Raw genomic sequence first — 12,101 nt, 5'->3', positions numbered from 1 at the left:
ATTGTATGCTCTCGATCACCATTCCTATGAAAGACGGTAGCACCGCAGAGACAGGGGTTGTCAGCAACCGTGATGTGCTCGGTGTTAATACTTTCATGGGCGGATCTGAGACGACCCAAACAGAATATATCGTTCAGATCCCTGGCAAGGCTTTCCGAATAGAGGCGGGATGGCTAAAAGAAGAGTTCGATCGCAACAAAGAATTGCGCAGCGTGATGTTGCGCTATACCCAAGTCTTGATCGCGCAGATCTTGCAGACAATCGCCTGCAATAGTCTCCATAACTTAGAAGAACGCCTCGCCCGCTGGCTGCTGGAAGTGCAAGACCGAGTGAACTCAGACGAGTTGAAATTGACGCTGGAATTTATTGCGGACATGTTGGGCGTGCGTCGAGCGGGCGTGACTCAAGTTTTAGGACTAAAAGGCGATCGCAAAATTTTCTATGAACGAGAGACAGGATAGCTCCCCTATGATTCTAGTCGTGGAACCCGATGACGAAACCCGCCCCCTGCTGAAGCACAATCTCAAGCGCCAAGGTTATCACGTGATCATTGCTCTAGATGAAGAAGATGCGATCGAGCGGATGATGGGTAGATTTCATTGTCCCGATCTGATTTTGCTCAACCAATATGGGAGGCAGTCGATTGAGGAGACTGTTGAGATGGGACAGCGGATTTGTAAGACCTCAGGGCTCCCCAAAAACACACTGATTGTCGTTTTGGCAGAACAGTACGGCGCGGATTTAGAAGGTAAGGATGTGCAGGTAGGCGATCGCGAGTATGTGACTTACCCAGAAGATGGGCAGCAGTTGATGAATCTGCTTCAGAAATTATGTCCCGTCTGAATTTGTCTAATTATTTGCCCAAATTTGTCCAACTAGAAAAAGTGCAGAGCTACATCAGCAACCCTGCACTGCACTCACTGCTCAAGCTCCTAAGTTAAATACCCAAGCGCTGATAGATATGATCTAAGTGGCGGAGATGGTGTTGAGGATTGAAGCATTCTTCAATTTCCTCTGGTGATAGCCGCTCTGTGACTCTTGGATCTTTGGCGATCAAGTCGTGGAAACTGCCATCGGCTTTGTTCCATGCCGTGTGAGCACAAGATTGCACCGTGGCATAGGCTTCTTCCCGGTTCATGCCTTTTTCCACCAGCGTCAGGAGTACTCGCTGGCTGAACACAACCCCACCGTAAAGGTTCATGTTGCGTTGCATGTTTTCGGGGTAAACCTGCAAGTTCTTCACTAGCTCGGTGATTTCCACCAACATGAAGTGGGTTAAAGTGCAGCCATCTGGGAAGACCACCCGCTCCACCGAACTGTGGGAAATGTCCCGTTCATGCCACAGCGCCACGTTTTCGATCGCCGCGACTGCATAACCCCGAATGATCCGAGCAATGCCAGTTAAGCGCTCTGAGCGAATCGGGTTACGCTTGTGGGGCATGGCAGAAGAACCTTTTTGGCCTTTGGCAAAGAATTCCTCGACCTCTAGCACATCAGTCCGCTGTAAGTTGCGAATCTCCACGGCAAAGCGCTCAATTGAAGCTGTCAACAGCGCCAAGGTTTGCACGAAATCGGCATGGAGGTCACGCGAAACGACTTGAGTCGAGGCAGTGTCTGGTTTGAGCCCCAACTTCTGACACGCCAAGGCTTCTACTTGGGGGTCGATGTTGGCATAAGTGCCCACCGCACCCGAAATCTTGCCCACGGCTACGTCATCGCGCAAGCGTACCAAGCGATCGCGATTTCGCAACACTTCCGCTAACCAACCCGCCAGCTTGAAGCCAAAGGTAATCGGTTCGGCGTGAATCCCGTGCGATCGCCCAATCATGACAGTGTCGCGATGCTGCTGAGCTTGGTAACGAATTGCTTGAATCAGGGCTTCGAGCTGACCCAATAGCACATCTAAGCTAGCCACCAGTTGTAGTGCCAGTGCGGTATCGAGCACATCGGAGCTAGTCAAGCCCAAGTGAATGTAACGGCCTGCATCGCCGACGTATTCATTCACATTGGTGAGGAAGGCAATGACATCGTGACGAACTTCGGCTTCAATTTCTAGCACCCGCTTGGGGTCAAAGTTCGCCTTTGCTTTAATTTCTTCAACTGCTTCAGCCGGAATATATCCGAGTTCGGCCTGGGCTTCACAAACTGCTATCTCTACCTGTAACCAAGTTTTGAGTTTGTAAGCCTCCGTCCAGAGTTCGCCCATCTCAGGCAGGGTATAACGCTCAATCAAAGCCCGTGTCGCAGAATACAACCGTCATATTTTAGCGCTATCTCAACCCGCAACTTGCAATTACAAAAAAGGAGCTGCTTAGCCGCAACTCCTTTTTATTTTTATACCCCCAGGGGAATTCGAATCCCCGTCGCCTCCGTGAAAGGGAGGTGTCCTAGGCCTCTAGACGATGGGGGCTAGGTGACTTGAAGGTGTTGCCCTCAACCGCTCGCGTATCCCGGCGGAATATTAGTCTAGTACGAACGATTTGAGTTTTGCAAGTCCCTAAATTGAAAAAGTTAGTGACTTAAGGGTGTGAGTGAGCAGGCGATCGCCCCTACTCCTCGTCGTCTTCGTACTCTTCGTCTTCATACTCGTCCTCTTCTACTTCTTCGTCCTCTTCTACTTCTTCGTCCTCTTCTACTTCTTCGTCTTCGTACTCTTCCTCATCTTCGTACTCTTCCTCATCTTCTTCAGATTCTTCGTCGTCCTCTTCGCCTTCATCTTCATACTCGTCCTCGTCTTCTGCCTCGTCTTCTTCCTCGTCCTCATCTACTTCTTCGTCTTCATCCTCAAACTCCTCTTCATACTCTCCCCCGTCTTCATCTTCATACTCGTCCTCGTTCTCGTCTGCCTCGTCCTCTTCTTCCTCTTCGTCCTCGTCTACTTCTTCGTCTTCGTACTCTTCCTCATCTTCTTCAGATTCTTCGTCGTCCTCGTCTACTTCCTCGTCTTCGTACTCTTCGTCTATTTCTTCTTCGTCGTACTCTTCCTCATTACTAGCTTCGTCCGTGGGGACATCTGTGCCTGTGAGGAGTTCGATTAGCAGATCAAAGAACGAGAATCCTTCTTCATAGCTACTGCTGATGCCGTCTGAAAAATCGAGATTGTTGGCACGGCGTAGGGTCCAGCAATCGCCTGTTAAGTCTGAATTGGTCAGGTACTCATAAGGCATGTAGCAGTAGCCTTTGTCGCCCCACTCTGTACCCCAGGAGTTGCGAACTAGAAACACTTGGTCTTTGTCTGAGTAGCCGCAAGCAAGCATGGCGTGACCACCCAAATTTTCTTCACTGGGTAAAGGCAGGTTGACGTGCCCCCGATGATCCAGATCTTCAAAAGATTGAAAGATGTCGGAGCCGAAGACGAAGGGATAACCCTCGGCTAGACAGACTTTCATTGCGTGCAAGTTAACATCAATGCGATCGTACTCATCAATTAAGTGCTCAGCCGCTTCTTGAAAAGCATCATCGTGCGGTTCATCACAGAAAGTTTCAATCTGGTAGGGCCAGGTAGCTTCAGAGCAAGCCCCATACTTAGCCAAAACTTTCATGCCCCGACGTAAGGTTGCGCCGCTGTCTTCTTGCTCACAGCCATCGAATTTTCGGGCCATGTAGTAAATAAACAAGCGACTAATATCGTAGTTTTGCCCCGTGAGTCGCTTGGCTAAATATTCGTAAGCTCCCGCGATCGCGTTGGCTGTACAGCTTCCCAACTCGCCTTGGCTTTCTACGGTGGTCATGTGCTGCCGCAAATCTACAAACTTGGGCAAGCTATTCTGCTTGACGCTACGAGGCCGAGCATAACGACGATCGCGGTCATCTTGGCGATCGCGGTGATACCCCCCTACGACGACGCGATTGCCCTGGGGACGACGAATTTGCCTAAACATGACCCATGCTCCTAATTTTTAGCGAGATCAGCGAAATAATGGATGGCACCCTCTATTGCATCCGGCTGTTGCATCCGGCTGTTGCATTTGGCTATTGCGTCCGGTGTACATCTGGCTATTGCATCCGGTCAATCGTCCGGTACTGAATTGCCTCTGCGACATGATGCGTTTGCAGATGTTCTTCCCCAGCCAAATCCGCGATCGTGCGAGCGACTTTCAAGATGCGATCGGTGGCTCTAGCAGAGAGTCCCAGTTTACGAATCGCTCCTTCTAAGATGTTGCGGGCGGCATCATTCAGTGAGCACCACTTTCTCAGGTGGCGGCTTTGCATGTCGGCATTGCAGCGCAAACTGGGTTCTGATTCAAATCGGGTTTGAGCGCGATCGCGAGCTACTTGCACTCGTTCCCGCACATTGGCGGAGTCTTCTCCTAGGGGTTGCTGCGTGATTTCTTCTGGCTTTAGCCGATTCACCGCTACTTGTAGGTCAATGCGGTCCATCAACGGGCCAGAGAGTTTTGCCCAATATTGCTCCCGCTGTCGGGGCGAACAAGTGCAAGGCTGAATCGTGTCGCCAAAGTAGCCGCAGGGGCAGGGATTGGTACTGGCAACTAAGGTGAACTGGGCAGGAAAAGAGACCGATTGGCGCGTGCGGGAAATGGTTACATGTCCGTCTTCTAGAGGCTGTCGCAAAAACTCCAAGACATCTCGCTTAAACTCAGTAAGCTCGTCCAGAAACAAAATTCCGCGATGCGCCAGCGAAATCTCGCCAGGTCTGGGAAAGCTACCACCGCCCACGAGCGAGGGGCCAGAGGCAGAGTGGTGGGGACTGCGAAAGGGGCGATCGCTGACCAGGGAGCCTCTTTCTTTGAGTAAGCCTGCGACTGAGTGAATTTGGGTGACTTCTAGCGATTCGCTAAAGGTGAGGGGTGGCAAAATCCCAGGCAGTCGTCGAGCTAGCATGGTTTTGCCGCTGCCCGGAGGCCCGACAAAAACTAGATTGTGCCCCCCTGCCGCCGCAATTTCTAAGGCGCGACGGGCATGGGCTTGCCCTTTGACTTCATTTAGGTCTTGTCCGGTGTACTGCGATCGCGCCAAAGCTGCCTGTCCATCTACTTGCACAGGCAAATACTGCTCAGGTTGATTCAGGAAGTTGCCCACTTCCGCTAAGTTCTTAAAGCCGTAAACCGCCAAACCCTTGACCACGGCTGCTTCGGAGGCGTTACCCACGGGCACAACTAAGCCTGTGATTCCCATTTGTTGCGCGGCTGCGGCGATTGGTAATACCCCCGCTACAGGTCGCAAGCTGCCGTCTAGTGAGACTTCTCCTAAGAACAAATAATCGCCCAGTAGTTCTGCACTTACCTGCTCAGAGGCGGCTAAGATGCCTACGCTAATCGGTAAATCGAAGCTGGGGCCTTCTTTCCGCAGATCCGCTGGCGTGAGGTTAATCACGATCTTGCGCATGGGGAAGGCATAGCCTGCATTCTTTAGAGCTGCTTTGACCCGTTCTCGCGATTCTTGGACTTCAGTCCCAGGTAGGCCCACTAAGACAATGCCTGGTAGCCCCCCAGAGACATCTACCTCGACTCCAACCTTTACCGCATCGATCCCGACTAGAGATGCGCTCCAAATCCTGGCCAGCACTGGGTCATTCCTGAGACGTCTAGCCCTAGAATGCCCGCGATCGCTAATCGACCAACATCCATTTACACCGACTGTTTACGGCAAGTCATTTGAAAGGGAGTGTTCACATCAAAACTTAATTTCGGAATCGCTCAAATCTCATCCTTTTGCTTTTGAGGCTTTCTGCGGTTGCGATCGCCCTTAAAATTGCAGCTAAGTTTAAGGAATTCTAGCTATGAGCGAGACAGACACGATTTTTGGCAAGATTATTCGCCGGGAAATTCCAGCGGATATTGTTTATGAGGACAACCTGGCCCTAGCTTTTCGGGACGTGAATCCGCAAGCTCCAGTGCATATCCTAGTGATTCCCAAAGAGGCGATCGCTAAGCTTTCCGACGCTGAATCGCAGAATCATGCACTGATGGGGCATCTGTTGCTAACGGTAAAGCGAGTCGCAGAGCAGGAAGGCTTAACAAACGGCTACAGAGTCGTAATTAACAACGGTGAAGATGGTGGGCAGACCGTACATCATCTCCACGTACACATCTTGGGCGGTCGTCCAATGGCGTGGCCTCCGGGTTGACCACAATGAGCCTCAGCAGGGAGCCAAAGTTAAAAATATGAGGAATATGCTTTACAAAGCTCAACAAATCCACTAATCTATAAGGAGTGGGGGTTGCCCTACTTTACATAGATTCATCTAATTTCGTAATAAGCACTCATCCAAACATGACTACTACTCTACAGAGACGCGAAAGCGCCAACCTGTGGGAGCAGTTCTGCAACTGGGTCACCAGCACCGACAACCGCCTCTATGTAGGCTGGTTCGGCGTCCTGATGATCCCAACCCTGCTCTCTGCTACCATCTGCTTCATCATCGCCTTCATCGCCGCTCCTCCCGTCGATATCGATGGTATCCGTGAGCCCGTCGCTGGCTCCCTCATCTACGGCAACAACATCATCTCTGGTGCCGTGGTGCCTTCCTCCAATGCGATCGGCCTCCACTTCTACCCCATCTGGGAAGCCGCTTCCCTCGATGAGTGGCTCTACAATGGTGGCCCTTACCAACTCGTGATTTTCCACTTCCTCATTGGCGTCTTCTGCTACATGGGTCGTGAGTGGGAACTCTCCTACCGCCTCGGCATGCGTCCTTGGATCTGCGTCGCTTACTCTGCGCCTGTCGCAGCCGCAACCGCAGTCTTCCTCATCTACCCCATCGGCCAAGGTTCCTTCTCCGATGGCATGCCCCTCGGCATCTCCGGTACCTTCAACTTCATGTTGGTGTTCCAGGCTGAGCACAACATCTTGATGCACCCCTTCCACCAACTCGGTGTGGCAGGTGTGTTCGGGGGCGCTCTGTTCTCCGCGATGCACGGTTCCTTGGTGACTTCTTCCTTGGTGCGTGAAACCAGCGAGAACGAGTCTCAGAACTACGGTTACAAGTTTGGTCAAGAAGAAGAGACCTACAACATCGTGGCAGCTCATGGCTACTTTGGCCGCTTGATCTTCCAATATGCGTCCTTCAACAACAGCCGGGCTCTGCACTTCTTCTTGGGTGCATGGCCTGTGATCGGCATCTGGTTCACGTCCTTGGGCATCAGCACGATGGCGTTCAACCTGAACGGATTCAACTTCAACCAATCAATCATCGACTCTCAAGGTCAAGTGATTGGCACCTGGGCTGACGTGTTGAACCGTGCGAACCTGGGGATGGAAGTGATGCACGAGCGTAACGCTCACAACTTCCCTCTCGACCTAGCTGCTGGCGAAGCTGCTCCTGTAGCGCTGAGCGCTCCTGCTATTCACGGTTAATCTCTGCTAGTCTCTAGCGAAACCAAGAGCGCTCTCCGCAAGGGGGGCGCTTTTTGCTTTCTAGTTTTCTAAGCTGGCAAGGTCTGAAATAAGCTTTGATGGAAGAGACCCCTTGGTTGCCAACCCTGCGACTCCCCAACGATGAACGAAGTTTTAGGCGCTCTGATTATTTGCATTGGTTGCCCGCTGCTCGGTGGTCTGCCTCTGATTAACTGGATCACCTATGCCCTAACTCGGAAACAACTGGCCCAGCTCGGAACAGGCAACGTTAGTGTTTCGGCAGCGTTTTATCATGGCGGTCGGCTGGTTGGGATTCTGGCTGTCTTGTCAGAGGCATTTAAGGGGATTGCTGCGGTTTTAATTGCCCGTTACTTTTTTCCGCAAGCCCCAGAGTGGGAGCTGATCTCGTTAATCGCCTTGGTGATGGGGCGTTATTGGATGGGGCGAGGCGCAGGCACAACCAATGTGGTCTGGGGCTACGTTGTTCACGATTGGATGGCTTCGTTGCTGGTGTTTATTTTGGGGGGTATTGGCTCCACGATTCTGCGAGAAAAGCGTCAGGGCAAGATCTTAGTTTTAGTTTTGTTTCCCCTGCTCACTGCTTTATTACATCCTCAAGAATCTGCTTTGATTGTGGCGGCGATCGCCTTGGGTAGTCTCATGGGGTGGATTTACCACAAGATTCCTGATGACTTAGACTTAACCCCAGAAGCAGGTCAACCGGAATCCCAAGCAGTGTTTAAGTTTTTTCGCGGCGATCGCGCTCTAGTCTCGCTGAATCGGCCTTTAGAAGCGCAAAAAGTTGGACAGAAAGCAGCTACGCTCTCACAACTGATGCGGTGGGGCTACCCTGTCCCAGCAGGTTGGGTCTTGCCACCCGGAGACGATCTAACGCCGCTGATTGAGTTTCTGCAACCTTCCTCCGAGAAACCTTTGGTGGTCAGGTCTTCAGCGGTGGGAGAAGATTCAGAACTAGCGTCGGCGGCAGGGCAGTACGAAAGTATCTTGAACGTGACAAGTCAAGGAGCGTTGGAGCGGGCGATCGCTCAGTGCTTGGCTTCCTATGATCAGCCCGGAGCGGTGCAATATCGGCGCGATCGTGGACTGCCAGAAGCGTCAATGGCGATATTGGTACAACAACAAATTCGTGGTGCCTTTTCTGGGGTGGCTTTTAGCCGTGATCCGATCGCTCGGCAGGGCGAGGCAGTGGTGATTGAAGCGCTCCCCGGTGAGACGCAACGGATTGTCTCCGGGCAGTTTACGCCAGAGCAATATCGGGTTTTGGTGCGTGAAAGCGATTTAGCCCAAGCGGATTCTAGTTGGTTACTACCCACCGATTTAGACCTGCCAGTAGAAGGAACCGGGGATTTGCCTCCTCGCTTAATTCAACAAGTGGCATTTCTAGCCAGACATTTAGAGGCGCGATATCACGGGCTACCGCAAGATATTGAGTGGACTTACGATGGGCAAACGTTGTGGCTCCTGCAATCGCGACCCATTACCACCCTGGTACCTATCTGGACGCGCAAAATTGCGGCGGAAGTGATTCCTGGCTTGATTCGTCCCTTAACTTGGTCGATTAATCGGCCTTTGACCTGTGGGGTTTGGGGAGAAATTTTTACCTTAGTTTTAGGTGGCAAGCGATCGCGAGGACTAGACTTCAACGAAACCGCGACACTACATCACTCCCGTGCTTACTTCAACGCCTCTTTGTTAGGGCAAACTTTCCTCCGCATGGGCTTACCTCCTGAGAGCCTGGAATTCTTGACTAGAGGAGCCAAGTTCAGCAAACCACCTCTAGGCTCCACTTTAGGCAATACACCAGGGCTACTGCGACTGCTCCAACGAGAATGGCAGCTCGACAAAGATTTCCGCTACGACTATCAGCGTCAGTTTGCACCCCTCTTAACCACGCTAACGCGAGAACCTGCCGAGAACTTGAGCGCTCCTGCTCTCCTAGAGCGCGTTGATACTATTTTGCGGGTATTGAAGCGGGCGACTTATTACAGCATTTTGGCTCCACTGAGTGCAGCGTTACGACAGGCAATTCTAAAGGTTCAGGATAGCGAAATAGACAACAGCAACACTCCGGAAGTTGCCGCGTTGCGATCGCTGCAAGACATCGCCAATCGTAACCGCCATTTAGTCGCTAACTTGGAAAATCCTTCTGCTCCAACTCCTGAAGTTTTTGACACCTTAGCAGCCCTCCCCAACGGTCAAACCTTGTCTGACCAGCTAGCTCAGTTTCTCGACACCTATGGTTACTTGAGTGAAGTGGGGACGGATATTGCGGTGCCGACTTGGCGTGAAGATTCCAAACCTGTTTGTGATCTATTCACCCAATTTCTGCTTAATCCTCCTACTACGAGTGCGCCTTTGCCTATTACATCGCGATCGCCTGCTTGGAAAGTGCAGCGAGTCCAGCAGCGAGTGAGTTTGAAAGGTCAGGTGACAGAGGTATATAGCCAATTGCTAGCAGAATTGCGCTGGAGTTTCGTGGCGCTAGAAAAGTTGTGGCTGGAGCAAGGATTACTGACAGCAGCAGGCGATGTTTTCTTCTTGAGGTTTGAGGAAATTTGGCGGCTGATTCAGCAGTCGGATGCCGATTTATCTAACCAAGTTTCTACGTTAATTGCAGAACGGCGATCGCAATTGGCCCAAGATAATGAACTGGTACAAGTGCCAGCTTTGGTCTATGGGAATGCCCCACTCACCCCTGTCACCGTCCATAACTGGCAACCTTCGCAAAAATTACAAGGAATTGGAGCTAGCCCAGGCCAGGTGGAGGGTCGAGTAAAAGTGTTGCGGAGTTTACAAGCGATCGCAGAAATCGATCGAGAAACAATTTTGGTAGTGCCATACACCGATTCTGGTTGGGCACCCCTGTTGGCGAGAGCGGGAGGCTTGATTGCGGAAGTTGGTGGGCGGTTATCTCACGGCGCGATCGTGGCACGAGAGTACGGCATCCCTGCCGTGATGGATGTGCATGACGCGACCCATCAGTTACACGACGATCAATGGGTGAGGATTGATGGTCAGCAAGGCACTGTGGAAATTTTATAAAAGTAAGGATTAGAACTGAACTGCATTCCTATTCCTATGAGATTAAGAGGCAAGTAATTCTGTATGGTCAATATTGGGATTTCGGTTTCTAGTCTACTAGGAATTTTCTTATGCGTTCTTGGCGTAATTCTTCCTTTATTGTCACTAGTTTTGCTGATTCGCAACCCTAGAAGAGGTGAAAATCTGCTTGGGCTTTGTCAAGATATCTGTCTTGGCGTTGTCTACCTGTTGTCTGGAGGGATTTTGTTTTTTCAAGGTTGGCGACAAGATCCACTTTTGCAATTTGCCCAACTACTAATAATTCTGGCTCTTACTTATTTATCGCTAAAAGATCTGTTTCTCCGTTTCCGACGGTAGAAATTATTTAAAGTTTCAAAGACTTGTGATTTTCACTTTCAAGCCGAAATTTCTGCAATCCAACCTTAACCGCTCAAGACCGCTTGATGCTCCTTTCCATTGCTTTAACGGCGTCTAATGGTTCCTTTAAACCAACTCCTGTTTCTTCACGTAACTTTTTGATTGCTCCAATCCGATCGCCTGACCTGACTAGATCTTCGATGGTTTCGTTGTAGTCAATTTCCAGCTTGTCCAGAATTAGATCAACTTTGCCTTCCAATCTTGCAAGGCGGGAACTGTCTATGGCATCAGGTGAGCGACTTTGAACTGCAAATATACTGCCCAAACCCACCAAAGCGAAACCGATCAGCCAGGGTTCTATCATGTTGAGAAGCTTTTTAACTAAATAAAGCGGCTGTAGGAAAAATCAAATACTCTAAGAAAAAGAGTTTCCAAATAAATTGATAGAAGCTGGCAATCGCTACCTTGTCTGATAAATCAACTCGCAAACTTCGCCACCAAAGTAGGCTCAAAGCGGCTAAGTGAGTCACGATCAAAAACTTAGAATTAACACCTGATAGGTTAAATAAGCCAGCTAAAATCATGCCAAGATAGCAAACGGTTAAAACCCAACGAGATAGATTGAAAACGGCTTTTGTGCCGAGCCGAATTGTGAATGTATTGATGTTGTATTGGCGATCGCCGTCGATATCAGGAATATCTTTAAAGATGGCGATCGCAAACGTAAATATCAGAACAAATAGCGTCAGCGCCCAAACCGTTGGAGTGATAGTACCTTGGCCTTGAAGTTGCTGGCTAAAGTGTAGAAATAGTCCCAAATTCACGATCACACCCCGCACTGTAAAAATGCACAGCGAGGCCCAAACCGGAAATCGCTTCAGCCGGATCGGTGGTAAAGAGTAGGCAGTGCCGATCGCCAAGCTAATCCCCACCGTACCGAAGAGAAACCAGCCCGAACTGAGGGAAATCAGCAGCGCCAAGGCTCCGGTGAAGAGGACAATGGCCCAACCTTGCGATCGCGAAAACTCACCGGAAGCCACAGGTAAATCGGGTTTGTTGATCCGGTCAATCTCGACATCCTCTAGCTGATTCAGCCCCACAATGTAGACGTTGCCGCAGAGACAAGCTATCCAAGCTGCTAACAGCACTCCTACAGAGCTGAGGGCAAAGGGAATGGACGTTGTGGCACTGGCGATCGCGTACAACCCTAGCGCACTAAGGCTCGTGCCAATAATGGTGTGGGGGCGAGAAAACTTCCAGAAAGCATAGAGCCAGGGGGCATACTTTTGGAGAAGGTTAATCTGGGACGACGAAACAGCAGGCTTTTGGGGGGAAATCTGGCTCATGCGTGCCTGAATTGATAC

At 50.7% G+C, this 12,101-nt stretch carries 11 protein-coding genes and 1 tRNA gene; 6 read left to right on the top strand and 6 right to left on the bottom strand.

The window, feature by feature from the left end; translation table 11 throughout:
* Window positions 1-26: 26 nt before the first annotated feature.
* Both KME12_05280 and KME12_05275 read left to right on the top strand, forming a co-directional pair.
* Window positions 27-461, top strand: coding sequence for a Crp/Fnr family transcriptional regulator (locus tag KME12_05280; protein ID MBW4487183.1), 435 nt, complete (start codon window positions 27-29; stop codon window positions 459-461).
* 7 nt (window positions 462-468) lie between these two features.
* The gene (locus KME12_05275) at window positions 469-843 is read left to right on the top strand and encodes a hypothetical protein (protein MBW4487182.1); all 375 of its coding nucleotides are present in this window, start codon (window positions 469-471) and stop codon (window positions 841-843) included.
* Window positions 844-937: 94 nt separating this feature from the next.
* Here KME12_05275 and KME12_05270 read toward each other — a convergent pair whose 3' ends face one another.
* The 4 genes from KME12_05270 to KME12_05255 all read right to left on the bottom strand — a co-directional run bounded on the left by KME12_05270 (window position 938) and on the right by KME12_05255 (window position 5,526).
* Window positions 938-2,233, bottom strand: a complete 1,296-nt coding sequence (locus KME12_05270) for an adenylosuccinate lyase (protein MBW4487181.1) — start codon at window positions 2,231-2,233, stop codon at window positions 938-940.
* A 104-nt stretch (window positions 2,234-2,337) separates the two neighbouring features.
* A tRNA-Glu gene (locus KME12_05265) sits at window positions 2,338-2,410 on the bottom strand.
* Window positions 2,411-2,549: 139 nt separating this feature from the next.
* Window positions 2,550-3,881 carry a C1 family peptidase gene (locus KME12_05260; GenBank protein ID MBW4487180.1) on the bottom strand — a complete coding sequence of 444 codons (1,332 nt, stop codon included), beginning with the start codon at window positions 3,879-3,881 and terminating at the stop codon, window positions 2,550-2,552.
* A 115-nt stretch (window positions 3,882-3,996) separates the two neighbouring features.
* Window positions 3,997-5,526: a YifB family Mg chelatase-like AAA ATPase gene (locus KME12_05255; protein MBW4487179.1), complete on the bottom strand. Its 1,530-nt coding sequence runs from the start codon at window positions 5,524-5,526 to the stop codon at window positions 3,997-3,999.
* A 214-nt stretch (window positions 5,527-5,740) separates the two neighbouring features.
* Here KME12_05255 and KME12_05250 point away from each other — a divergent pair, with 214 nt between their 5' ends.
* The 4 genes from KME12_05250 (at window position 5,741) to KME12_05235 (ending at window position 10,737) form a co-directional block, all read left to right on the top strand.
* Window positions 5,741-6,088, top strand: coding sequence for a histidine triad nucleotide-binding protein (locus tag KME12_05250; protein MBW4487178.1), 348 nt, complete (start codon window positions 5,741-5,743; stop codon window positions 6,086-6,088).
* Between the two features lie 146 nt (window positions 6,089-6,234).
* Window positions 6,235-7,317 (top strand): photosystem II q(b) protein, encoded by a 1,083-nt coding sequence (psbA, locus tag KME12_05245; protein ID MBW4487177.1) that lies wholly within the window; start codon window positions 6,235-6,237, stop codon window positions 7,315-7,317.
* A gap of 141 nt (window positions 7,318-7,458) precedes the next feature.
* Entirely contained in the window at window positions 7,459-10,380 is a 2,922-nt protein-coding gene (locus KME12_05240) for a glycerol-3-phosphate acyltransferase (GenBank protein MBW4487176.1), read from the top strand.
* 63 nt (window positions 10,381-10,443) lie between these two features.
* Window positions 10,444-10,737 (top strand): Ycf66 family protein, encoded by a 294-nt coding sequence (locus tag KME12_05235; GenBank protein ID MBW4487175.1) that lies wholly within the window; start codon window positions 10,444-10,446, stop codon window positions 10,735-10,737.
* A gap of 73 nt (window positions 10,738-10,810) precedes the next feature.
* Here KME12_05235 and KME12_05230 read toward each other — a convergent pair whose 3' ends face one another.
* Both KME12_05230 and KME12_05225 read right to left on the bottom strand, forming a co-directional pair.
* Entirely contained in the window at window positions 10,811-11,101 is a 291-nt protein-coding gene (locus tag KME12_05230) for a hypothetical protein (protein MBW4487174.1), read from the bottom strand.
* A 13-nt stretch (window positions 11,102-11,114) separates the two neighbouring features.
* On the bottom strand, window positions 11,115-12,083 hold the full coding sequence (locus KME12_05225) for a homogentisate phytyltransferase (GenBank protein ID MBW4487173.1): 969 nt from the start codon (window positions 12,081-12,083) through the stop codon (window positions 11,115-11,117).
* Between the last annotated feature and the right edge of the window lie 18 nt (window positions 12,084-12,101).

The organism is Trichocoleus desertorum ATA4-8-CV12 (genome assembly GCA_019358975.1).
Classification (GTDB): Bacteria; Cyanobacteriota; Cyanobacteriia; order FACHB-46; family FACHB-46; genus Trichocoleus; species Trichocoleus desertorum_A.
Note: the sequence above shows the minus strand (reverse complement) of the source record. Positions and strands in the feature narration are given on the sequence as shown.

Coding starts and splice junctions, on each gene's coding strand:
- KME12_05235 (MBW4487175.1), top strand. CDS start 10,444: ATGGTCAATATTGGGATTTCGGTTTCTAGTCTACTAGGAATTTTCTTA.
- KME12_05225 (MBW4487173.1), bottom strand. CDS start 12,083: ATGAGCCAGATTTCCCCCCAAAAGCCTGCTGTTTCGTCGTCCCAGATT.
- KME12_05280 (MBW4487183.1), top strand. CDS start 27: ATGAAAGACGGTAGCACCGCAGAGACAGGGGTTGTCAGCAACCGTGAT.
- KME12_05240 (MBW4487176.1), top strand. CDS start 7,459: ATGAACGAAGTTTTAGGCGCTCTGATTATTTGCATTGGTTGCCCGCTG.
- KME12_05250 (MBW4487178.1), top strand. CDS start 5,741: ATGAGCGAGACAGACACGATTTTTGGCAAGATTATTCGCCGGGAAATT.
- KME12_05275 (MBW4487182.1), top strand. CDS start 469: ATGATTCTAGTCGTGGAACCCGATGACGAAACCCGCCCCCTGCTGAAG.
- KME12_05230 (MBW4487174.1), bottom strand. CDS start 11,101: ATGATAGAACCCTGGCTGATCGGTTTCGCTTTGGTGGGTTTGGGCAGT.
- KME12_05260 (MBW4487180.1), bottom strand. CDS start 3,881: ATGTTTAGGCAAATTCGTCGTCCCCAGGGCAATCGCGTCGTCGTAGGG.
- psbA (MBW4487177.1), top strand. CDS start 6,235: ATGACTACTACTCTACAGAGACGCGAAAGCGCCAACCTGTGGGAGCAG.